The 23,189-nt window shown below is 61.3% G+C and carries 23 protein-coding genes; 13 read left to right on the forward strand and 10 right to left on the reverse strand.

Annotation, left to right across the window (positions count from 1 at the left end; genetic code table 11):
* Positions 1-43 precede the first annotated feature (43 nt).
* From JH15_RS14380 to JH15_RS14400, 5 genes are all read right to left on the reverse strand, one after another.
* Positions 44-1,315: a branched-chain amino acid ABC transporter permease gene (locus JH15_RS14380; RefSeq protein ID WP_043531483.1), complete on the reverse strand. Its 1,272-nt coding sequence runs from the start codon at positions 1,313-1,315 to the stop codon at positions 44-46.
* Positions 1,315-2,319 carry a branched-chain amino acid ABC transporter permease gene (locus tag JH15_RS14385; protein WP_043531485.1) on the reverse strand — a complete coding sequence of 335 codons (1,005 nt, stop codon included), beginning with the start codon at positions 2,317-2,319 and terminating at the stop codon, positions 1,315-1,317. Before JH15_RS14385 ends, JH15_RS14380 begins: the two co-directional genes overlap by 1 nt.
* A 27-nt stretch (positions 2,320-2,346) precedes the next feature.
* Positions 2,347-3,051 (reverse strand): ABC transporter ATP-binding protein, encoded by a 705-nt coding sequence (locus tag JH15_RS14390; protein ID WP_043531487.1) that lies wholly within the window; start codon positions 3,049-3,051, stop codon positions 2,347-2,349.
* Between the two features lie 63 nt (positions 3,052-3,114).
* Positions 3,115-3,885 (reverse strand): ABC transporter ATP-binding protein, encoded by a 771-nt coding sequence (locus JH15_RS14395; RefSeq protein ID WP_043531489.1) that lies wholly within the window; start codon positions 3,883-3,885, stop codon positions 3,115-3,117.
* 282 nt (positions 3,886-4,167) lie between these two features.
* Positions 4,168-4,488 carry a hypothetical protein gene (locus JH15_RS14400; protein WP_043531491.1) on the reverse strand — a complete coding sequence of 107 codons (321 nt, stop codon included), beginning with the start codon at positions 4,486-4,488 and terminating at the stop codon, positions 4,168-4,170.
* A gap of 302 nt (positions 4,489-4,790) precedes the next feature.
* Between JH15_RS14400 and JH15_RS14405 the strand changes: the two genes are divergently transcribed.
* On the forward strand, positions 4,791-5,804 hold the full coding sequence (locus JH15_RS14405) for a PRC-barrel domain-containing protein (RefSeq protein ID WP_081949045.1): 1,014 nt from the start codon (positions 4,791-4,793) through the stop codon (positions 5,802-5,804).
* Between the two features lie 217 nt (positions 5,805-6,021).
* Positions 6,022-6,807, forward strand: a complete 786-nt coding sequence (locus tag JH15_RS17860) for a hypothetical protein (protein ID WP_081949046.1) — start codon at positions 6,022-6,024, stop codon at positions 6,805-6,807.
* A 92-nt stretch (positions 6,808-6,899) separates the two neighbouring features.
* Here JH15_RS17860 and typA read toward each other — a convergent pair whose 3' ends face one another.
* From typA to JH15_RS14425, 3 genes are all read right to left on the reverse strand, one after another.
* Positions 6,900-8,729: a translational GTPase TypA gene (gene typA / locus JH15_RS14415; protein WP_043531495.1), complete on the reverse strand. Its 1,830-nt coding sequence runs from the start codon at positions 8,727-8,729 to the stop codon at positions 6,900-6,902.
* 155 nt (positions 8,730-8,884) lie between these two features.
* A complete protein-coding gene (locus JH15_RS14420; protein WP_043531497.1) occupies positions 8,885-9,874 on the reverse strand; it encodes a polysaccharide deacetylase family protein in 990 nt (329 codons plus the stop codon).
* Positions 9,875-9,971: 97 nt separating this feature from the next.
* A complete protein-coding gene (locus tag JH15_RS14425; protein ID WP_043531499.1) occupies positions 9,972-10,532 on the reverse strand; it encodes a glycosyltransferase family protein in 561 nt (186 codons plus the stop codon).
* Between the two features lie 582 nt (positions 10,533-11,114).
* On the opposite strand from JH15_RS14425, the gene glnA reads away from it, so the two are divergent.
* The 10 genes from glnA to JH15_RS14465 all read left to right on the forward strand — a co-directional run bounded on the left by glnA (position 11,115) and on the right by JH15_RS14465 (position 21,063).
* Complete coding sequence (gene glnA / locus JH15_RS14430) at positions 11,115-12,521, forward strand: glutamate--ammonia ligase (RefSeq protein WP_043531501.1); 1,407 nt, start codon at positions 11,115-11,117, stop codon at positions 12,519-12,521.
* Positions 12,522-12,647: 126 nt separating this feature from the next.
* On the forward strand, positions 12,648-13,220 hold the full coding sequence (locus JH15_RS14435) for a DUF4124 domain-containing protein (RefSeq protein ID WP_043531504.1): 573 nt from the start codon (positions 12,648-12,650) through the stop codon (positions 13,218-13,220).
* Between the two features lie 194 nt (positions 13,221-13,414).
* Positions 13,415-14,458, forward strand: coding sequence for a nitrogen regulation protein NR(II) (glnL, locus tag JH15_RS14440; RefSeq protein WP_043531506.1), 1,044 nt, complete (start codon positions 13,415-13,417; stop codon positions 14,456-14,458).
* Positions 14,459-14,519: 61 nt separating this feature from the next.
* Positions 14,520-15,929 carry a nitrogen regulation protein NR(I) gene (gene glnG / locus JH15_RS14445; RefSeq protein WP_043531508.1) on the forward strand — a complete coding sequence of 470 codons (1,410 nt, stop codon included), beginning with the start codon at positions 14,520-14,522 and terminating at the stop codon, positions 15,927-15,929.
* 77 nt (positions 15,930-16,006) lie between these two features.
* Positions 16,007-16,159, forward strand: a complete 153-nt coding sequence (locus JH15_RS18650) for a tripartite tricarboxylate transporter permease (RefSeq protein WP_422730562.1) — start codon at positions 16,007-16,009, stop codon at positions 16,157-16,159.
* Positions 16,160-16,164: 5 nt separating this feature from the next.
* Positions 16,165-16,446, forward strand: a complete 282-nt coding sequence (locus JH15_RS18655; protein ID WP_422730563.1) for a tripartite tricarboxylate transporter permease — start codon at positions 16,165-16,167, stop codon at positions 16,444-16,446.
* 191 nt (positions 16,447-16,637) lie between these two features.
* Positions 16,638-18,035 carry a copper-containing nitrite reductase gene (gene nirK / locus JH15_RS14450; RefSeq protein ID WP_081949047.1) on the forward strand — a complete coding sequence of 466 codons (1,398 nt, stop codon included), beginning with the start codon at positions 16,638-16,640 and terminating at the stop codon, positions 18,033-18,035.
* 118 nt (positions 18,036-18,153) lie between these two features.
* Positions 18,154-19,110 carry a glutaminase B gene (gene glsB, locus JH15_RS14455; RefSeq protein WP_231566447.1) on the forward strand — a complete coding sequence of 319 codons (957 nt, stop codon included), beginning with the start codon at positions 18,154-18,156 and terminating at the stop codon, positions 19,108-19,110.
* A gap of 151 nt (positions 19,111-19,261) precedes the next feature.
* On the forward strand, positions 19,262-20,431 hold the full coding sequence (locus JH15_RS14460) for a zinc-dependent alcohol dehydrogenase (protein ID WP_043531511.1): 1,170 nt from the start codon (positions 19,262-19,264) through the stop codon (positions 20,429-20,431).
* Between the two features lie 86 nt (positions 20,432-20,517).
* Complete coding sequence (locus tag JH15_RS14465; protein WP_231566448.1) at positions 20,518-21,063, forward strand: hypothetical protein; 546 nt, start codon at positions 20,518-20,520, stop codon at positions 21,061-21,063.
* A 59-nt stretch (positions 21,064-21,122) separates the two neighbouring features.
* On the opposite strand, the gene JH15_RS14470 is transcribed toward JH15_RS14465, so the two are convergent.
* Both JH15_RS14470 and JH15_RS14475 read right to left on the reverse strand, forming a co-directional pair.
* Positions 21,123-21,515, reverse strand: coding sequence for a nucleoside-diphosphate sugar epimerase/dehydratase (locus JH15_RS14470; RefSeq protein WP_043531515.1), 393 nt, complete (start codon positions 21,513-21,515; stop codon positions 21,123-21,125).
* Between the two features lie 9 nt (positions 21,516-21,524).
* Positions 21,525-21,704, reverse strand: coding sequence for a hypothetical protein (locus JH15_RS14475; RefSeq protein ID WP_043531516.1), 180 nt, complete (start codon positions 21,702-21,704; stop codon positions 21,525-21,527).
* A 146-nt stretch (positions 21,705-21,850) separates the two neighbouring features.
* Here JH15_RS14475 and JH15_RS14480 point away from each other — a divergent pair, with 146 nt between their 5' ends.
* A complete protein-coding gene (locus JH15_RS14480) occupies positions 21,851-23,188 on the forward strand; it encodes a deoxyguanosinetriphosphate triphosphohydrolase (RefSeq protein ID WP_043531518.1) in 1,338 nt (445 codons plus the stop codon).
* Position 23,189 lies beyond the last annotated feature (1 nt).

Below are 23,189 nucleotides of genomic sequence, written 5' to 3' on the forward strand. Positions count from 1 at the left end.
CCCTACGCCTTCAACAAGGCCGGGAGCGATGCAAGGCACGGCATCAATCGTGCTCGGGTACCTTTTCGGGAATCAGGCCCTTGGGCTCATAGCGCAGCACCAGCGAGATCAGCAGCCCGATCACGAACACCCGGGCCTGCAGGGCGCGGCTATCCAAGTTGCTCGGGGCGTCCCAGCCAAACCAGGCCTCACCCAGCGTGACGGCGCCCTGCATGAGGAAAAGCGCCAAGGGTTCGGACATGATCCAGATGATGTAGACCAGCACCGCGCCAAAGATCGTGCCCAGGTTATTGCCCGGCCCGCCCAGGATGACCATCACCAGCACCAGGAACGTATGGTTCAGCGGCAGGTAACCCTGCGGGTCGAACAGACCGTTGAAGCTGGTCAGCACGGCACCGCCGATGCCCATCAGGATGCAGCCCAGCACGAAGATCTCCAGGCGACGGCGATTGATGTCCTTGCCCATGGCCGCGGCCGAGACTTCGTTGTCGCGGATGGCGCGGATCATGCGGCCCCATGGGGCGTGATAGGCACGATGCAGCAGGAAGAAGATGACCGCGATCAGCACGGCGGTAATCGATAGGTAGAGCGCGCGCGACAGAGTGAAGCCCAGTTCGCTCGGCCCCGGGGTCGGCCACGGCAAGGGAGAGACGGTGGCAGTGCCGCGGGTCAGCCAGTCGGAGTTCTTGAGAAACGCCTTGATGATCTCGGCGATGCCCAGCGTGGCGATGGCCAGGTAATCGCTACGCAGCCCCAGGCAGATATGGCCAATGAAATAACCCAGCCCACCGGCCAGAGCGCCGCCGACGATCCAGCCGGTCCAGGCCGGTAACCCCAGACCGCCGATGAAACCGGCCTGGGATTCTATTTCGCCTGTCACCTCGCGCAGTGCGCTGATTACGACCAGATAAAGCACCAACGCAAGCACGACCGTGACGATGGTACGTAGCCGCTTGGGCAGCCCCACCCGGTCGAGCCGGGAGGCGACGAAGACCAGCGCGATCGATACCACCAGCATGAGCAGTACGATACCCAGTTGGCCGGGTAGATCGGTATTCCAGAAGTCGGGATTGGTCGGCACGCTGAAAAACATGGCAGCGAAGCCGCCAAGTGCGACGAAGCCCATTACCCCGGCATTGAACTGACCGGCGTAGCCCCACTGAATGGTCAGGCCCAGGGCCAGGATGGCGTAGCAGGCGGCCTCGACCAGCATGCGCGTGCTGTAGGCGCTGCCCATGCTCAGGTAGATAAGGACAACGGCGACCAGCAAGCCGCTGAAGAGGACGGTTTCGCGGACAGGAAGTGTACGATTCATCAGATCACCTTCCCCTTGAAGATGCCGGTGGGGCGCCACACGAGAATGGCGACAAGGATGAAGAAGGGCACCACGATCTTGTACTCGGTACCCACCAGCGCCAGGTTATTGGGCAACTCCAGCCAGGTCGGGAAGCTGTCGCGTAGCGGACGCAGCAATACCGACCAGTTGAAGACCGCCAGGGTCTCGGCAAAGCCGATCACGAAGCCCCCCGCGATAGCACCATAGGGATGCCCGACACCGCCGACGATGGCCGCGGCGAAGATCGGCAACAGCAGGAAGAAGCTCAGGTCGGGCTTGAAGGCGACATCCAGCGAGAGCAGGGTGCCCGCGACGGCGGCGAGGCCACCGGCAATTATCCAGGTGACGGCGACGATGGTATCGGTGTTGATGCCCGAGGCCCGTGCCAGATCAGGGTTGTCGGACATCGCACGCATCGCCTTGCCCAGTCGTGAGCGGCTCAGGAACAGATGCAGCCCGACCACCGCCACCAGCGTCAGCACGAACAGGATGACTTGCGGCTCGGTGATGATGACCGGTCGTGAGGCCAGCTCGAAGGGCATTTCGAGGCGGAAGATGGCCTTGCGCTCGGCGATGTAGAGGCTCTGGGCGCTGGTGCCGGCGAACAGGCGGATCAAGCCCTGCAGCATCAGCGTAACGCCCAGCGAGCCGATGACGATGACGATCGGCTTGACCTTGTGCGCCCGCAAGGGCCTGTAGAACACCCGGTCGATGCCTACCGCGGCGATTGCCGTGATGACCATGGCCACGGGCAGCATGACGATCGCGGTCGGCAGGCCGATCGCCAGGCCGGCTTCCGGAAACAGGGTGGTCAGGGCGAGTACCAACAGCGCCCCCAGGGTCATCATGTCGGCATGCGCGAAATGGGCGAAGCGCATGATGCTGAATACCAGGGTGACGCCGATCGCCCCCATGGCATAGATGGAGCCGGCCACCGCACCCGACACCACCACGTTATTGAGGAAGAACACCAGTTCGTTCAAGACATCGTCTCCGCAGGGAACGGGGTATCAGCCACCAAGGAAGCTCTTGGCGACGTCGGGGTCGTTGAGCAGGGCCTCGCCGGTATCGGTGAAGCGGTTCTGGCCCGCGGCCAGGACGAACCCTTTGTGGGCGATCGCCAATGCCTGCTTGGCGTGTTGTTCGACCATCAGGATGCCGACCCCGGCAGCGTTGATCGTCTTTACCCGTTCGAAGATCTCGTTCATGTACATGGGGGACAGGCCCGCGGTGGGCTCGTCGAGCAGCAGCACGCTGGGCTCGGCCATCAGCGCGCGCCCCATGGCCACCATTTGCCGCTGACCACCGGAGAGTTCCCCGGCCGGCTGGTGGCGCTTTTCGACCAAAGGCGGGAAGAAGTCGTAGATCTGTTCGAGCATGCGGCGGAAATTGTTGGGGCGGATGTACGTGCCCATCTCGAGATTTTCCTGCAAGCTGAGGCTGGGAAAGATGTTCTTCTCCTGGGGAACGAACCCCATGCCCTTATGCACCAGTTTGTTGGGCGCCAGGTTGGTGATCGGCTCGCCACGCAGGCGAATCTCGCCCTGGTTGACTTCCAGCAGGCCGAAGATGGCCTTGAGCATGGTTGACTTGCCGGCCCCGTTGGGCCCGACGATGACGCCGATCTGATCGGCCTCGATCGCTATATTGACCCCGTTCAGAATGTTCATGCCGCCATAGCCGCCATGCACATCGCTCGCTTCCAGTAATGCCATGCGTACGTTCCCGTATCGCCGCCGGGCCAGGTGCCCGGGCGGCCCTGTTGTTCTATAGTGGCGCTATTCTGTAGGTGCCCCGAAGTAGGCTTCGATGACCTCGGGATTGTTCTGTACGTCCTTGATGGAGCCTTCCATCATCACGCTGCCCTGGGCGAGCACGATGACCGGATCGCACAGCCGCGCGATCATGTCCATGTCGTGTTCGATGACCAGGAAGGTGTAGCCCAGCTCGCGATTGAGCCGTTCGATGTTGGTCATCAGGTCCCCGAGCAGGGTACGGTTGACCCCGGCGGCGATCTCGTCGAGCAGGACCACGCGAGCCTCGGTCATCATGGTGCGGCCAAGTTCGAGCAGTTTCTTCTGGCCGCCGGACAGGTTACCGGCCAGCTCGTTGCGGACGTGGGCGAGACCGATGAAGTCGATCACCTCGAGGGCGCGGCGGCGCACCTCGTCTTCCTGACGCCGCACCTCACCGGGCTTGAACCAGGCGCTGAACAGGCTCTCGCCCTCCTGGCGAGGCGGCACCATCATCAGGTTTTCAAGCGCCGTCATGTGCGAGAACTCATGCGCGATCTGGAACGTGCGCAGCAATCCCTTGTGGAACAGCACGTCGGCGGGCAGGCTGGTGATGTCTTCGCCGTCGAGCAGTACCCGGCCCGAATCCAGCGGCAGGGTGCCGGCGATGATATTGAAGAGTGTCGACTTGCCAGCCCCGTTGGGACCGATCATGCCGGTGATGGAGCCTCGTTCGACCTGAATCGAGCAGTCGTCGATGACGGTCAGTCCTCCGAAGGCCTTGCGGGCATGCTGCACCTCGATGATGGCGCTCATTGCCCGTCTCCCCTCGATAGGCCCGTTGTTATAGCCCCACTTGTCCTGTCAGCCGCCGGCAGCCGTCCCGGCCGGGGCGGCCTGGCATTAAGCATGATCATTGTTGTGTGAATCCTGAGCTAGCCGTTACCCGTAGTGGGCCCCGTGGCCCCAGGCAAGCCGAGCGCCTGCCATGATAAAGGCCAACTGTGCGCCAGCAGCGTGAATTTGACCAGTCGATAAGCGTTTATGAGGCGTTGGTCGGGTGCCCTAGGCGCGCCTGGGCGAGTCTGGTGCCGGCGCTCAATCGTCGTCCTTGTCGTCCCCATGCCGAGGCTGGGGCTCGAAGGCGCGCTTGCCGTCCGGTACGCGCACCGTGTCGCCCACCGTCAGCTCACCCAGGGCTTTTAGCCGCTCGCCACTTTGCGGGTCGATCAGCGCAGCCACGTCGCCGATACTGGTGCCGTCGACATAGGCTTGCACCTTGATACGTACTACCTTGCCTTTGTAGCGGGTGGACAGGATATCGCCGGGCCCCGGCTCGGGATTGGTATTGGGAGACTGGGCATAGTGGTCGATCACGCTGTCGCGTCCCGGGGCATCCCATTCGACGTGCTTGTGCATGGCGCACTCCTTTTACGGATTGATGTATCAGTACTGTAGCAGCCATGAATAAGCCCATCCCATGACGTCTTCGTCCGCCTGGGTTCTGTTCCGTTTGATCATTCGACATTACTGGTATATTGGCACTTAACATGCGCTTCGCTTTATAAGCCTTTCGCAAATTGAAATCAGGCTGAATTTTCAAACCTCGTTTGAAATAGAAAGTAACAGTAAGTAAATATTGTTTTTTAATTTCTACTTCGTACTCGTAAACCCGCCTGTATGGTCTAGCTTGAAAGAGCCAGCTAACTGAGGGAGGTTTTATGAAAAGGACAGCAATTGCCATCGCCGTGAGCGCTCTTTGTGCAAGTATCGCTGGAGGCGCCTTGGCGCAGGAGCAACAGGAACAGCAATTCGTCAATGCGGATAGTAATGGTGACGGCTTCCTGAGCCAGGAAGAAGCCCAGCAAATTTCCGGCTTTGACCAGGACGCCTTCGACCAAGCCGATACCAACGATGATGATCGCCTGAGCCTGGATGAATACCTGACTGCCATCGAGCAACGGGAAGGCCAGCAGGACCAGAGCCAGCAAGATCGGCAGCAGATCCAGCAAGATCAACAGCAAAACCAGCAGCAGAACCAGCAGCAGAACCAGCAGGAAAGCACCCAAGTCGATGTTGAGGAACAGCCTGCGAATGTTGACGTCCAGTCAGAAGCGGCGGACGTGAATGTCGAGCAGGAGGAGCCGAATGTCACCGTCGAACAGTCCGAGCCGGACGTACAGGTCGAGCAGGCCGAACCCGAGGTGAACGTCGAACAGGCCGAGCCTAACGTGACGGTTGAGCAGCAGGGTGAGCCGGAAGTCAATATCGAGGAAGGGGACGAAGCCGATGTAGAGGTGGTTCGTCCTGAAGACGAAGAGAATCAGCAACAGCAGGACCAGCAACAGCAAGACCAGCAACAGCAGAACCAGCAACAGCAGTCCGGTCAGTCATCGGAAGCGACTTCGTTGATGTCCATGCAGGTGGATGATCTGGAGGGCATGCAGGTCGTCAATAACAACGGCCAGGAGATCGGTGACATCGAGCACGTTGCCCAACATACACAGGACAACAAGCTCTACGGCATCGTGACCGTTGGCGGCTTCTGGGGCATTGGCGCTGAAGAGATCGCGCTTCCCCTGGAAGAGATGCAACTCCAGAACGATCAACTCGTCATGCAGACCGACCGTGGCGAAGACGAGATCAAAAATTCCGCTGAGCAGTACAACGAAGATAACTATACCCAGTTGGAAAGCGGTCAAACGCTTCAGGAAGCTGCAGGAAGCGGTAACTGATCGTGTAGCTCGTAGAATGATGTTTACCAGGGCGCGGCTCTCGCCGCGCCATATTTCGGTTTTCAAGACTCATACTGAAAAAGCATGAGTTTAACTTCCAATATTTGATGAGCGTGCTGGAAATAACGGGCCAAGCTAGTTATTGACTTTATGGCATCTTGCACTTGCCCTAATGTCCTCGCTCTCATATATGAAGTGCCGTCAGTAAGGAGAAATCATGAAAAGGACAGCGATAGCCATTGCCGTAGGCATGTTCAGTGCCGGTATCGCAAGCGGCGCCGTGGCCCAGGACCAGCAGAGTCTCGAGCAGAGACTCATCGAGGCTGACCGTAACGAGGACGGTTACCTGAGCGAGCAGGAAGCGGAAGATATATCCGAGCTGGATGAGGATACGTTTGACCAGGCTGATTCCGATGATGATGGCCGGCTGAGCCTGGATGAGTTCCTTACTGCCATGGACAGCCAAGGCAGCCAGCAGCAAGGCCAACAAGGCCAACAAGGCCAGCAACAGGGTAGCCAAGGCACGCAGGTCGATGTGCAGGAGAAGGGTGCGGAAATCAAGGTGACGACCGAAGCCCCGACGATCACCGTCGAGCAGCGGCAACCGAAGGTCACTGTGGAACAGCCGGAGCCGCAAGTGGAGATAGATCAGCCTGACCCTGAGGTCAATGTACAGCGGGGGCAGCCGAGCGTTCAGGTGAGCCAGCAGGAGCCGAATGTACAGGTCGACCAATCGGATCCGAATGTTCAGGTGAAGCAGCAGGACCCGGAGGTACAGGTTGATAAGCCCGACCCCAACGTCGATGTGCAGCAGGGCGAGCCGAATGTCCAAGTGGACCAGACGGACCCTAATGTTCAAGTTGACCAACAGGATGCTAATGTACAGGTTGACCAGGCTGATCCCGAGGTCGACGTACAGCAGGGCGAGCCCGATGTATCGGTAGAAGATCAGGGTAATGCCGATGTGCAGGTCGAGCGCTCCGAAGAGCAATCGCAGCAATAAGCGTTACCGTAGAGCGTAGAGAAGGACGAAAAAGCCCGCCATAAGGCGGGCTTTTTTTCAGCTCGAGCGACTCAGTTCTTGCTGGTGCGCTCTCAGTTCTTGCTGGCTCGCTTGCGCTCGTTCTCGGTGAGGTGTTTCTTGCGCAGGCGAATATGGCTCGGCGTGACTTCGACCAGCTCGTCGTCGTCGAGGAATTCGATCGCCTGCTCCAGCGAGAAGCGTACTGGCGGGGTCAGCACGATGTTTTCATCGTTACCCGAAGCGCGCATGTTGTCGAGCTTCTTGCCCTTGGTGGGGTTGACCACCATGTCGTTGGCACGGTTGTTGATTCCCACCAGCATGCCTTCATAAACCTCGGTACCGTGATCGATGATGAGCTTGCCGCGCTCCTGCAGCGCATAGAGCGCGTAGGCCAGCGCCTTGCCGGGAACCATCGATACCAGCACGCCGTTGCGACGCTCGATCGATGCATCGGGCTTGAGCGGGCCGTAATGGTCGAAACGGCTGGTCAGGATGCCGGTACCCGAGGTCAGGGTCAGGAACTGGCCACGGAAACCGATCAGCCCACGTGCGGGGATGATGAAGTCCAGGCGCACGCGGCCCTTTCCGTCGGGATTCATGTTGGTCAGTTCACCCTTGCGGTAGCCGAGCTCTTCCATGATCGCGCCCTGGTGCTGCTCCTCGCAGTCGATGATCACCTCTTCGTACGGCTCCTGCTTGGTGCCGTCGATTTCCTTGATGATCACTTCGGGGCGGCCCACGGCCAGTTCGAAGCCTTCGCGACGCATGGTCTCGATCAACACCGAGAGGTGCAGTTCGCCACGCCCGGACACCTTGAACTTCTCAGGGGTCTCGCCCTGCTCGACACGCAGCGCCACGTTGTGGATCAACTCCTGGTCGAGACGATCCTTGATGTTGCGGCTGGTGACGTACTTGCCATCGCGACCGGCGAACGGGGAATCGTTGACCTGGAAGGTCATCGAGACGGTAGGCTCGTCCACCGACAGCGGCGGCAGCGCTTCGGGTGCCGCCGGGTCGCATAACGTATCGGAGATCGACAGATCGTCGATACCGGTGATGCAGACGATGTCGCCCGCGGTGGCCTGTTCGGTCTGGACGCGATCCAGGCCCAGGTGGGTCATGACCTGGCCGATCTTGCCCTTGCGGGTGGTGCCGTCGGTGTCGACCACGGTAATTTGCTGGTTGGGACGCACGGCGCCGCGCTTGATACGGCCCAGCCCGATGACGCCCACGTAGCTGTTGTAGTCGAGTGCCGAGATCTGCATCTGGAACGGGCCATCGAGCACGACATTGGGCGGCTCGACGATGTCGACGATCGACTGGAACATCGGAGTCATGTCCTCGGCCAGCTCCTCCGGATCCATGCCGGCGATACCGTTGAGTGCCGAGCAGTAGATGATCGGGAAGTCGAGCTGATCGTCGGTCGCGCCGAGGTTGTCGAACAGATCGAAGATCTGGTCGATGACCCAGTCAGGACGCGCCCCGGGACGGTCGATCTTGTTGACCACCACGATCGGCTTGAGCCCCTGGGCAAACGCTTTCTGGGTCACGAAGCGGGTTTGCGGCATGGGGCCGTCGACCGCATCGACCAGCAGCAGAACGGAGTCGACCATCGACATCACGCGCTCGACCTCGCCGCCGAAATCGGCGTGTCCAGGGGTGTCGACGATATTGATGTGATAGACCTCGTCGGAACCGGGAGCCTGCCATCGGATCGCTGTATTCTTGGCCAGGATGGTGATGCCGCGTTCCTTTTCCTGGTCATTGGAATCCATGATTCGCTCCTGACCCTCGGCCTTGCGGTCCAGCGTACCGGACTGGCTCAAGAGCTTGTCGACCAGGGTGGTTTTACCATGGTCAACGTGGGCGATGATGGCGATATTACGAAGTTTCTCGATCACGACGGGATCCTGCAGTCAAAAGTGGGGCGCATTATAGGGGCTGGGCCATGACGGCTACCAGCTTTGTCGAACAAAAAATAGCCAATCCCGCGTCAGTGTACGCGGGATCAATTGGTTACGGCGTTGGATCAACGATCGATAGTTGAGTTCCGTGGTCAGGAAAAGCCCAGCATCCAATCGAAGAGACGCCCGGGACTGTTGGCCACCGGTTGGCTAATGGGAATACGCGGCAGGGCCAGGGGGGCGTCCCGCTGGCTCAGCCAGCCCCCGGCACCGGCCAGGGCCAGTTGAACCCCACAGCGGCTCGCAAGCTGTTTCAGGCGAGGTGACGGCTGAGCATCGGGATAGGCGAAGGCCTCGAGGGGCTCGCGACACAGGCGGCGCAGGTCGCTGCGCGAACGGCGTATATGCCAGCATACCCGCTCGTCGGACAGGGGTTCGAGACGCTCCGGCAATACACCGTGGGCGCCGAAGCGAATCAGGCCGCCATGCTCCAGGCGCCGCAGGGTAAAGGGATCGATACCGTGCGGAGGGAGACCAAGCTGGCCGTGCAGTGCGTCGGCAACCCGGTTGAGCGTCTGCGGACAGTGACCTTCCAGGACCTGCAAATATCGGCGTAGGGCATGGCTGTAGGCTTCGTCGGGATGCGCCGGAGGCATGGGGGGCAGGGGCAGGCCGGCGTCTCCCAATGCGTCGCGGGTCCATTCGGGATGTTGGCGTGTCCATAGCGACTCCCCGATGACCTCCCACCAGAAGCCGCGAGGGCGATTGAGTAGCCCCGTGGTGACGAAGATGCTGGCGGGCAGGGCATAGTGCTCAAGGATCGGCGCGGCGACCTCGGCGTTGTCGCGCCAGCCATCGTCGAAGGTCAACGCAATCGCGGCACGTGGGTCGCGATGGGGTTTCAGCGCCGTATCCAGGCTCACGATACGGGCCACTTCACTCACGCTCATCAGCAGATGATCAAAGCTCTGCGGCCCCAGGCAATACGGCGCTCGATGTGGCAGGCGGGCGGCCTCTTCGTCCTCGATGACCCGATGCAGCATGAGGATGGCGCTACGCCCACGCAAGGGCTCGGCCTGGCTGCGGCGCCAGTGGCCACGCAGTCGTTGAGCGATATCACGTGCCAGACCGAAACCGTTCATGAAGTGTCTCCCGGCGGAGCTATCTGCAAATTATATGTCCTTCTCGGATCCCCTGCACAATAGGATGAGGGAGGTTGGGCCGGGGCGGGCCGCCTCCCTATGATCTCAATGAAATCTGGGAAAAAGGCACTTCCAGAACCCTGGCCTGACATGCCCGCAAGCGATGCACCAGGTCGTCCCCCGCTGCTTCGTCGAGCAGGGGATCGAAGCCGCCGATTCGCTCGAACCACTCGCGATGGACACACAACGTCCCCGCCGGGGGGCGCTGCCGCCATAAGTGTATCAGGCTGCAGGACAAGGGCGGCACGCGGGGCAGGAACAGCACGGCATCCCAATGCTGGCCGCGCAATAGCAAATCGGCGCTGGCCAGCCAGCCGTCGGCAAGGCGGGCGCGAGGCGCCGGGAAGACCAATGTCTCGCCTGGGTTGCGATGCACCGCTTCGTTACTGCGGGCGCCGACAGAGGGGCATGGAATTGTCTCGAAGCGCGCCCCGTAACGCTTGCTGAGGCTATACAGGCGGGGGCTGGCGGCATCGGCAACGACATGCACTTCCACACGGCCGGGAAAGCGCCGGATGGCAGTATCAAGTGTGGCCAGGCAGCGCGGCAGGCGGGAGGCCATCAGGCGCGTATCGACTACGATGCAGTAGGCATTCATCGAGGAAAGGTCTCTCGAGGCTAGCCAGTGCCACGCTTTCCAGTGGGCAGTGGATTTTGCGATAGAAGGGCCGGGCAGGTAGCGCAGTCGGGCCGCGCGGCTTCAGGCCATGTAATGAAGGGTAGTCTTGGATTACATAAAGTAGCAATTGACGGACCGCCTGATTTTTCTGGTATCTCCGCTTGTCATCTATCCCTTTTTACAATGGCGATCTCGCTAAATGTCATGGCACTGGCCGTCTTTGCCACATGGTGGCGCAGTGCTTTGCACCATTAAAGTGCAAAACCGGGAAATAAAGCGCGGATATGGTGCATGGTGGCGGGTCACTGGGCGCCCCCGCCTAGGTTCGTCTGGCCGGCTCACTTTCAATTAAGACAGGAAAGTTATTACAAATCATGAGGTTATGTTGCGCTTGCAAGAAAATGCGCCATTTTGGCACGCTGTCTGCATTGCACTCTACAGAGTCATTACCCCCTTAACGTCGTCATGGCTGACGTGGGCAAGTCGCCCCGGGCATGCTACAAACGACGCGGGATACTCAACGCCAACGAGACGAGCCATCGCTCACTAGTGGAGGACAGCATGTCTGAGAAGACCCTCGCCCTTATCGAAGAACATGACATCAAGTGGATCGACCTGCGCTTTACCGACACCAAGGGTAAGGAACAGCATGTCACCATCCCGTCCAGCGCCGTCGACGAGGAGTTCTTCGAGAACGGACAGATGTTCGATGGTTCCTCCATCTCCGGCTGGAAAGGCATCAACGAATCCGACATGATCCTGCGCCCCGAAGACGGGACCGCGTTCCTCGATCCGTTCACCGAAGACGCCACCCTGGTACTGCGCTGCGACATCATCGAGCCGGCCACCATGCAGGGCTACGAGCGCGACCCGCGCTCCATCGCCAAGCGTGCCGAAGCCTACCTGCAGTCCACCGGCCTGGGCGATACCGCCTTCTTCGGTCCGGAGCCTGAATTTTTCATCTTCGACGAAGTGCATTGGAAAGCCGATATCGAAGGCGCCATGTACAAGATCTCTTCCGAAGAGGGTGCCTGGTCCACCGATCGCAAGATCGAAGGTGGCAACCTGGCCCACCGTCCGCGAGTCAAGGGCGGCTACTTCCCGGTACCGCCGGTGGATAGCTTCCATGACATCCGTAGCGCGATGTGTAACACCCTGGAAGCGATCGGCCAGAGCGTCGAAGTGCACCACCATGAGGTGGCGAATGCCGGGCAGAACGAAATCGGCGTCAAGTTCAACACGCTGGTGAAGAAGGCCGACGAAGTTCAGGAAATGAAGTACGTGATCCACAATGTGGCCCACGCGTACGGCAAGACCGCGACCTTCATGCCCAAGCCGCTGGTCGGCGACAACGGTTCCGGCATGCACGTTCACCAGTCGTTCTGGAAGGATGGCGAGAACCAGTTCGCGGGTGACGAGTATGCAGGCCTCTCCGAGACAGCGCTGTACTACATCGGTGGTGTCATCAAGCACGCCCGTGCCCTGAACGCTTTCACGAACGCGTCCACCAACTCCTATAAGCGCCTGGTGCCGGGCTTCGAGGCGCCGGTCATGCTGGCCTACAGTGCCCGCAACCGCTCCGCCTCCATCCGTATTCCGTACACCGCCAGCCCCAAGGGCAAGCGCGTCGAGTGTCGCTTCCCCGACCCGACTGCCAACCCCTACCTGGCTTTCGCCGCTCTGCTGATGGCGGGTATCGACGGCATCAAGAACAAGATCCATCCTGGCGATGCCATGGACAAGAACCTGTACGACCTGCCGCCGGAAGAAGGCAAGCTGGTGCCGACGGTCGCCAGCAGCCTCGACCAGGCGCTGGAAGCCCTCGACAAGGATCGTGCGTTCCTGACCGAAGGCGGTGTGTTCACCGACGACATGATCGATGCCTACATCGAGCTGATGGGTGAAGATGTCGAGCGTCTGCGCATGACCACGCATCCGATCGAGTTCGACATGTACTACAGCTGCTAAGCGCTTCTTGCAGCGGACGTTCTCGCTGCGACAGAAGGGGTGCCACCATCGGTGGCGCCCCTTTTTTTATTTTGCAGTACACTGGCATTCGAATCCGGAAACGCTTCCGCGCACAGAGGAATGGCGATGACGTGGCGTCTTGTCTTATTCACCCTGGGACTCTGCCTGCCCCTTGCCAGTCTGGCGGCGACGGTCTATCGCAGTACCGATGCACAGGGGAATGTGGTCTTCACGGACCAGCCCGGCCAGGGGCGCGAGCGCATCGAACTGCCGGCGGTGACGGTGGTTCCGGCCCCCAGGGCGACGCCTCCATCGGCGGCCACCCAGGCAGATGCCGGCCAGGACAATGCGGCGTCGCCGGCCAATTCCGGCTCGCCATTCATGCCGTATTCGCGTTTTCGGATCGTCTCGCCGCAGGACGAGGCCACCGTGCCCACAGGCCAGGCAGGCAACGTTCAGGTACAACTGGGTGTCGACCCCCCATTGCGCGAAGACCACCGGGTGCGCCTGCTTGTGGATGGAAGCATCAGCCAATCGGCGATGCACACGGCCGCGTTCATGCTCACCAATCTGGCGCGAGGTGAGCACGTCCTCGAGGCGGAACTGCTCGATGCCTCTGGCGAGGTGCGCCACCGCAGTGCGCCGGTGACTCTCCATGTCCAACGCGCCAGCGTCAACCTGCCTCAGAATCCCAACTAGTCGGAGCGCGTTCTCGCGTTCGTTCCTGCTCATTGCGCCACGATGCGCCATTGTAATAGTCACCCGGCGGTGCAATGCACTAAATTGGTGCGCAAGAGAAAGGCGCCAGGCCTGAAATCCCGATGAATACGTGAGTCCCTGGCTGGCGCGCTTTTTGCACAGCAGTAGTGAATGCGACCTAACCGGGATGCACCATGTATCAACGTTTGATCGAACACCTGACCACTGCGGTGTTGCTGCTGGATGGTGCCCTGCGGGTGCGCTGGCTGAATCCCGCCGCTGAAGCGCTGCTGGCCGTGAGTCTCGGCCGGGTGCAGGGCTCGTGTCTCGAGTGCCTCGCTGGGGTCAACGGTGAAGTGGCCGATGTCTTGACCAAGGCACGCGTCGAATTTCATCCGTTCACTCAGCGTGAGGCGGTACTGCGACTTTCCAGTGGCGACACGATCACGGTGGATTTCACCGTGACACCCCTGTCCGACGATGAGCTGCTGCTCGAAATCGAGCCACGCGACCGCTTGCTGCGTATTTCCCGCGAGGAGGCGCTGATCGCTCGTCAGGAAACCATCAAGGTGTTGTCCCGTGGTTTGGCGCATGAGGTCAAGAATCCGCTGGGAGGCATACGCGGTGCCGCGCAACTGCTCGAGCGCGACCTGCCCGATCCGCAACTGGCGGAATTCACCCGCATCATCGTCGAGGAAGCCGATCGCCTTCGCGATCTGGTCGATCGCATGCTCGGCCCCAACCAGCCCGAACGCCACACGCCGTTGAATATTCACAAAGTGCTGGAGCGTGTACGTACCTTGCTGCTGGCCGAGCAGCCGCTGGTCAGCATCCAGCGCGACTACGATCCCAGCCTGCCGGAGCCGATCGGCGACGAGGCACAACTGATCCAGGCAGTGTTGAACGTGGCGCGCAATGCCGTCGAGGCAATGTCGGAAAGCGCGACGGCCGATCCGCAACTGACGCTACGCACCCGGGCGCGGCGGCAATTCACGCTGGGGGCCGAGCGCCACCGCCTGGTGTGTGAAGTGGCCATCATCGACAACGGCCCGGGGATTCCTCCGCAGCTGCGTGAAACCCTGTTCTATCCCATGGTCTCGGGGCGCGCCGAAGGGAGTGGCCTGGGGCTTTCCATTGCCCAATCGATTCTGCATCAACATCAAGGACTGATCGAATGCGACTCCGAGCCTGGAAGGACCGAGTTCCGCCTCTTGATGCCGCTGGATGCCGCTTCATGACACTCAGCTTACCGACAACGATCCATGGCGCCGCAGGCGGCGCAGATTGCAGGAGGCCGTTATGACCGATGCTGCACGTGTCGTCATCGTCGACGACGACCGAGCGATACGCTGGGTGCTCGAACGCGCCCTGGCCCAGCCGGACCTGGCCGTTCAAAGCTTCGAACGGGCCGATACGGCGCTGGAGAGTCTGCTACAGTCGCCGCCCGACGTCCTGGTGACCGATATCCGCATGCCGGGCCTGGACGGCCTGGATCTGATGGCACGCATCCGCGAGACCCATCCGGATTTGCCGGTGATCGTGATGACCGCGCATTCGGATCTCGACAGTGCGGTAGCCTCCTATCAGGGCGGTGCCTTCGAATATCTGCCCAAGCCCTTCGATGTCGACGAGGCGCTGGCATTGGTGCGCCGCGCGGTGGCCCATGCGCGCGAGCGCCGCAGTCCGGCGATCGCACCCGAAGGGTTGTCGGCGGAGATTATCGGCGAGGCGCCGGCCATGCAGGAGGTGTTTCGCGCCATCGGCCGGCTGTCGCATTCGCACATCACGGTGCTGATCAACGGCGAATCGGGGACCGGCAAGGAGCGCGTCGCCCAGGCGCTGCATCAACACAGCCCGCGTGCCGGCAAGCCCTTCATTGCCCTCAATATGGCAGCCATTCCCAAGGACTTGATGGAGTCCGAGCTGTTCGGGCATGAGAAGGGGGCCTTCACGGGAGCTACAGCGCAGCGCCGCGGGCGCTTCGAACAGGCCGATGGCGGCACGCTGTTCCTCGACGAGATCGGCGACATGCCGCCGGATACCCAGACACGCCTGTTGCGTGTGTTGGCCGATGGCGAGTTCTATCGGGTCGGGGGGCATCTGTCAGTGAAAGCGGATGTCCGCATCATCGCCGCCACGCACCAGAACCTGGAGCAGCTGGTCGAGGAAGGACGCTTCCGCGAGGATCTCTTTCATCGCCTGAACGTGATCCGTGTTCATCTACCACGCCTGTCCGAGCGGCGCGAGGACATTCCCCGTCTGGCGCATCACTTCCTGGCCGAGGCTGCACGTGAGCTCTCGACCGAAGCCAAGGTGCTGACCCAGGAGGCTGAGCAGCATCTCACGCACCTCTCCTGGCCGGGCAACGTGCGCCAGCTCGAGAACACTTGCCGCTGGCTGACGGTGATGGCCTCGGGCCGCGAAGTGCTGGTCGACGACCTGCCCCCGGAACTTCGCAGCGTAGAAGAGAGTGAGGGGGCCGCCGGAGACTGGCGCGCGGCCTTCCGTGACTGGGCCGATCGTGCGTTGTCCGCCGGCCACACGCACCTGCTCGAGGAAGCCGTGCCCGATTTCGAGCGGATCCTGATCGAGACCGCGCTCAAGCACACCGGGGGGCGCAAGGGGGAGGCTGCCGAACTGCTGGGATGGGGGCGCAATACGTTGACGCGCAAGGTCAAGGTACTGCTGCCAGCATTGGCAGAGGACTGAGGCCGGGAGGGAGCCAAGGTGCGCGCCCCTCTGTTGAACCTGAGGTCATCCTCGCTTCACTCATGCAGGGCTTCGCCGTGGTAACCGAGCCCCAGCATCTGTTGCTGGCGCTGATCGGCTGTGCCATCGGCACGTTGATCGGGGCCCTGCCAGGGTTGGGACCGGTCAATGGCGTAGCCTTGATTATCCCCTGTCGTTCGATTTCGACCTGGCACCCACGGCGGCGTTGATCGTATTGGGTAATGTCTATTACAGGTGCATGTACGGCGGACGCATCAGTTTGATCGTGCTCAATATCCCCAGCGATGAGCCGGCCATGATGACTACGCTGGATGGCTACCCCATTGCCCTAAAGGGCCGGGGCGGCGAGGCGCTGGGTCTCTGCCGTGGCCTCGCTTGTGGGCGCTACGGTGGCCGCAATCGGCCTAGCCTTGTTCGCGCCGCTGCTGCTTGGTGGGGACTGTTTGCCATTTCAGAATTGCCTGATCCTCCTCGAGGATACTCGGCATCACGATAAGCCGGCCCGGGCCACATTGTTCCCTTTACCTCTCCTTCATGGCTCGCCTTTCGGGTCTGTTCTTGTGCGCTAGCCGCTTCGCCTGGCTGCGCTCCATTCCTTGACCGGGGTCAAGTTAAAGATTCATCCATAATGCTACTTTTAGCGTGTCAACGAGACATAACGAAGGTTCCTCACGAGGGGATACGACAATGAAGGGTAAAGGCAGAATTTTCCTCAAGACCGCCGCGGCACTGCTCTCAAGCGCAGCACTCTCCAGCCCCGTGCTGGCCGACCACGGCGAACCCAGCCCAGCGGCCGTCACGCCCGATGTGACCTACACCCTGCGCACCGATATCTCGGAAGGACGCTTGGTCTTCGTCGGCGAGAAGGGCAGTATCCAAGGCATGGTCAACCCTGAGCTTCGCGCGCCGGTGGGGTCAGTCGTCCAGATCAACCTGATCAACGGTGATGGGGCGATGCATGATATTGCCTTGCCCGAGTTCAACGTCGATTCCGACGATATCGGTGGCAAGGGAAGTGCCACCGCCGTGGTGTTCCGTGTCAACGAAGCCGGAACCTTCGAATACCTCTGCTCGTTGCCGGGCCACAAGGCCGCCGGCATGTTCGGCAAGCTGATCGTCGGCGATGCCGATACCCGGGACCAGGCACAAGCCCGGGATCTGTCGATGGATCCGCATAACGTAGGTGAGCCGGTCGGCGATCGCGGCCCGCGCGAGGTCACCGTCAATCTGGAGACTACCGAAGTCGAGGGGCGTCTCGCCGATGGCTCCAGCTACAATTACTGGACCTTCAACAACACAGTGCCGGGTCCCTTCGTACGGGTGCGTGTGGGTGACACCGTGACCGTCAACATGGCCAACGCCGAAGACAGCGCGCATATCCACTCCGTCGACTTCCATGCCGTAACCGGCCCTGGCGGTGGCGCAGCGGTCACCCAGGCGGCTCCGGGCCAGACCAAGAGCTTCACCTTCAAGGCGTTGAACCCCGGCCTCTATGTCTATCACTGCGCAACACCGATGGTCGCCCAGCACATCTCCAACGGCATGTACGGGATGATCCTGGTCGAGCCGGAGGGCGGTCTTTCCCCGGCCGATCGCGAGTTCTACATCATGCAGGGCGAACTCTACACCGCCGAGCGTCATGGTAGTCAGGGGCTGCAGGAGTTCTCGCTCGACAAGCTGCTGGATGAACGGGCCGAGCACTTCATGTTCAACGGCAACATGGATGCCCTGACCCAGACGCACAAGATGGAAGCCGACGTAGGCGACAACGTACGCATCTTCTTCGGTGTGGGCGGCCCCAACGCGACCTCGAGCTTCCATGTGATCGGCGAGATCTTCGACAAGGTCTACGACCAGGCATCGCTGACCAGCCCGCCGCTGACCGACGTGCAGACCACCACCGTCGCACCGGGTGGGGCCACCATGGTCGAGTTCGAAGTCGACTATCCAGGCAAGTACATCCTGGTGGATCACGCCCTGTCACGACTGGAAAAGGGCCTGGCCGGCTTCCTCCACGTCAATGGCACCGAGGATCCGGAAGTCTTCCAGACCAGCGAAGCGCACGATCCCAACTCCGGCCACTGAACCACCGCTTGGCCACTTGCAGGAGCGCCCCCGCCGAACGGCGGGGGCGTCTTGTTTCGCGCACCCTGGCAACACATTGCCTAGACTGATCGGCAGATTCCTTTTGTCGTGAGGTCCCGTGCTCGATATCGATACGCCCCAGCCGATTACCCGCGAGGAGCTGCAGCCGCTGCTTGAACGCCTGGCTGCCGATGCACCCCGCTGCTTTGGCGAGGGCAAGGTTGCCAGCTACATCCCGGCCCTGGCCGAAGTCGAGCCTGACCAGTTCGGCATCGCCGTGTGCCATGCCGATGGCAGCGTGCAATATGCCGGTGATGCGGCCACGCGCTTTTCGATCCAGTCGGTCTCCAAGGCCCACGCGCTGGTGCTGGCGATGCAGCAGCTTCCTCCCGATGAGCTCTGGGCCCGGGTGGGACGGGAGCCCTCGGGTCAGGCGTTCAACTCGATCGTCCAGCTCGAGGTGGAGAACGGCGTGCCACGCAACCCCTTCATCAATGCCGGTGCGCTGATGGTCACCGATATGCTGGTGTCGAAATTGTGGATGCCGCAGAACACGTTACGTGATCAGATCAGGCGCTTGTCGAATACCCCAGAGGTCGATTTCGATGAGCGCGTGGCCCGTTCGGAAATGGATCACAAGGCACACAATGCTGCGCTGGGCTACCTGATGCAGGCCTACGGCAACATCCACAGCGATGTCGAGATGGTGCTGGATACCTACTTTCATAGCTGTGCCCTGTCGATGAATTGCATAGAGCTGGCGAAGAGTTTCGCTTTCCTGGCCAATCAGGGCGTCAACCCGTTCGATGGCCAACCCGTGCTCACCCCGGTGCAGACTCGCCAGGTCAACGCACTATTGCTCACTTGCGGTCTCTACGACGCAGCCGGGGATTTCGCCTGGCGCGTCGGCTTGCCCGGCAAGAGTGGCGTGGGCGGTGGCATCGTCGCCATCCTGCCGCGCCGCATGAGCATCTGCGTCTGGTCGCCACGCCTTGATAGCTATGGCAACTCCATTGCCGGTCGTCACGCCCTTGAGGGACTCGTCTCGGGGCTCAACGTGACCCCGTTGGGGTGAGGTATGGTGAGGGGCACAATTGAGAGCTCGGCTACTCAAGGTTACCCGATGCATTCATTTGCTTACCTGTCGTCAGGCTCCGCTGAACTATGGTTAGAGAGAGTGTCTAGGGCGATGGAGCCCGGTTTTTTCCAACGACAGGGAGGTGTCCATGAAAGCGCTATGCTGGCATGGCAAGAACGACATTCGCTACGATACGGTACCCGACCCCGAAATCGAGCATCCTCGCGACGCAATCATCAACGTCAGCAGCTGCGCCATCTGCGGCTCTGATCTCCACCTTTACGATCATTTCATTCCCGCCATGGAATCCGGCGACGTGGTCGGCCACGAGTTCATGGGCGAAGTCATGGAAGTCGGCTCCGAGACCAAGACGCTCAAGGTCGGTGATCGGGTCGTGGTGCCGTTTACCATTTCCTGCGGCGAATGCGATCAATGCCGGCGCGGTAACTTCTCGGTCTGCGAGCGCTCCAACCGCAACAAGCCCCTGGCGGACAAGATGTTCGGTCATGGCGGTGCCGGCCTGTTCGGCTATTCACACCTCACCGGTGGCTATGCCGGCGGCCAGGCCGAGTATGTCCGGGTGCCCTTCGCCGATACCACGCACATCAAGGTGCCTAGCACGCTGACCGACGAGCAGGTGCTGTTCCTGGGGGACATCTTCCCTACCGGTTGGCAGGCGGCGGTGGCTTGTGACATCGAACCCACCGACACCGTGGCCATCTGGGGCGCGGGTCCGGTCGGCCAGTTCTGCGTACGCAGTGCGGTGTTGCTGGGTGCCAAGCAGGTGATCATGATCGATAACGTGCCGGAACGGCTGTCGATGGCCGAGGCCGGTGGCGCCATCACCATCAACTTCGACGAGGAGAGTGTGCTGTCCCGCCTGCAGTCGCTGACCCAGGGTAAGGGCCCTGAGAAGTGTATCGATGCGGTGGGGCTCGAGGCGCATACGCCTCGCTCGATCGACTCCGTCTATGACCGGGTCAAGCAGGCGATGATGCTGGAAAGCGATCGGGCTCACGTGTTGCGCGAAATGATCTACGTTTGCCGTCCGGCTGGGGTGCTGTCGATACCCGGCGTCTATGGCGGCCTGGTCGACAAGATCCCTGTCGGTGCGTTGATGAACAAGGGCTTGACCGTGCGTACCGGCCAGACCCACGTCAAACGTTGGACCGATGACTTGCTTGAGCGCATCGAGGAGGGGCAGATCGATCCCTCGTTCGTGATAACGCACACTGCCGACCTGTCCCAGGGGCCGGAAATGTACAACACCTTCCGCGACAAGCAGGACGGTTGCGTGAAGGTCGTCCTGAAGCCCTGAATAGCGTGTGAATTTGTATAGACACGCAGGTGGGAATGAACATGGAGGTGCATATGAGTTCGAACACATCATCGATGAGTCGGTCCATGAAGGGCTCCGACCACCTGGCCCAAGGGCTTGGCTGGTTCGGCATCGGCCTGGGACTCTGGAAATTGTTCGAGGCAAAGAGAACCACGCGTGCCCTGGGGCTCGAGGGCTGTGAGAGCCTGGTACGGCTCTGCGGTGCCAGGGATGTCGCGACCGGCATCGGCTCGCTGACGGTCAACCCCAAGCCGGTACTGTGGGCGCGCGTGGCGGGAGATGCCCTCGATCTGGCGGCGCTGGCGACGGCCTTGCGTGACAAGCACAACCCCCAGCGCGATAACCTGCAACTGGCGGTGGCCATGGTGGGGGCGACCACGGCTGTCGATCTTTATGTGGCACAAGCCCAGACGCGTCGACATGGCTATCAGTCTGGCGTCACGCCTGACTATAGTCACCGCAGCGGCTTTCCCAAGGGCCTGGAAGCGGCCCGCGGCGCGGCCCGTGACTTCGAGACGCCGGGTCACATGAAGGCGAGCTTGCCGTCGCCGGCCAGCTCTCCCGGTCCCCGGACGCAAACGGGCAAGCCCAATAGCCCCATCAGCGGGTAAGCGGCTCGTGGCGCTTAGGTAGATTCTTGCAGAACCCGGGGCGATTGCCTCGGGTTTTTTTACGTCAGGAGAAGTGCATCCAGACAGGCATCGAGATTGCCATCGTCGTCAGGATCGAGCCGAACGAGCTTGGCCCCAAGCGCTTCCAGGCGCTGACGCAAGTCAGCGTCGATGACCATGAGATCCGAATCCTCGCAAAAGGCGGTAGCGACGATACCGTGTCGCTGTACCAGCGAGGGGGCTTCGCTGGGGTAGTAGACACGCACCCCCTCGACATGGGTGCCGTGGTTCCAGGGGTAATCATCGAGCAGGGCAATGACCTTGTACCGACGGGAGCCAGCAAGGCGAGCCTGTAACTGGTAATGGGGGTAGCCCAGCCCACAGATGATAAGCGGTAGGGGATCCCGGCTGCGTCCGCCTAGCGAACGCAGCCGGGATATCAGCGTTTTCATGGTCCCTATTTAACCACCGCCAATACCCTCGATCACGTAGCCTGTGCCCTCGCATTCGGGACATTTGCCACCGTTCACTTCACCGCTTCCGTTGCAGTGCCGGCAGAGGTCCTGGCCGGTCCCCGGGGTGCCGGGTGGGGCTTCGTCGCCGGGAGCCTCGTGCCGGGTATCATCGGGCTTGTCACTCATGGGGGCGTCTCCTTGTCATGGACGGGGTCATGCGTCTATTCCAAGTTAGCCGCTCTCGAGGTGACAAGCGAAACGCGGCGGCAGTATAAACGTGATGGCGCTTCGCCGACGTGCAGTGCCAGAATGGGCTGCCAAGGAGGACGCCAATGACGCAGATGCACTGGGAGCGGCTGCTCTCGCCCGAACGCCTCAATGACAAGCCGCGCGAGGCGCGCGGCGAGATCGGGCGAAGCCCCTTCCACAAGGACCATGACAGGATCGTCTTTGCCGGCTCGTTCCGCCGCCTGGGGCGCAAGACCCAGGTCCACCCGCTGACCGATAACGACCATATCCATACCCGCCTCACCCATTCGCTTGAGGTCGGTTGCGTGGGACGCAGCTTGGGCATGATCGTCGGCGAGCAATTGCGCGACAAGCTTCCCGAGTGGATTACTCCAGCCGATCTCGGTGTGATCGTTCAAGCGGCGTGCCTGGGTCACGATATCGGCAATCCTCCCTTCGGCCATGCGGGGGAATATGCCATTCGTGACTGGTTTGCGCGCGCCGAGCGCGACGGGAGCGGCTTTCTCGATGGCCTGTCCGAGGCCGAGCGGGCCGATCTCCTGACCTACGAAGGCAACGCCCAGGGTTTTCGGATCGTCACCCAGATCGAATACAACCAGTTCAAGGGGGGCATGCGTCTGACCAGCGCGACGCTGGGCACCATGCTCAAGTACCCGTGGACGGTGGAGCATGGCGGCAAGGCCGGCAAGTTCGGAGCTTATCAGTCGGAGAAGGCATTCCTGGCCGAAGTGGCCGGGCGCCTGGGGCTATGCCCGCGAGGGGAAGGGGCGTGGTGCCGTCACCCGCTGGCCTACCTGGTCGAGGCTGCGGACGATATCTGTTATGCCCTGCTCGATCTCGAGGATGGCCTGGAAATGGGGATCCTGCGCTTCGATGAGGTCACCGGTGTGCTGAGGCAGATCGCTGGCGAAGAGCCCCCGGAATACCGCGACATGCAGAACGAGGGCGTCTCACAGCGGCGCCAAATCGCGGCGCTGCGCGGCGCGGCCATGGAGCGTGCCGTCAACGATGTAGGGGCGGTGTTCGTGCAGTATGAGCAGGACTTGCTCAACGGCGGCTTGAAGCAGGATCTGCTCGAGCTATGTCATCCCGACCTCGACTGGGGGGTCAAGGCGGCCAAGCAGCTGGCACGTGAACGTATCTTCCAGAACGAACGCAAGGCCAAGCTGGAGATCGGTGCCTACACGACCCTGGGCATCCTGCTCGAAGCCTTCATCGGAGCGGCCCACGAACTGCACCACACCGGCCATTCGACGTTCAAGCATCAACGGGTGCTGGCCCTGATCGGCGAAAATACGCCACGCCCCTCGTGGTCGCTTTATGCCAGCTATCGGCGCATGCTCGATTTCATCGGCGGGATGACCGATCACTACGCGGTGGACCTGGCCCAGGAAATGGGCGGACGCCTCAAGGGCGATTGAG

The organism is Litchfieldella xinjiangensis (assembly GCF_000759345.1).
GTDB lineage: Bacteria > Pseudomonadota > Gammaproteobacteria > Pseudomonadales > Halomonadaceae > Litchfieldella_A > Litchfieldella_A xinjiangensis.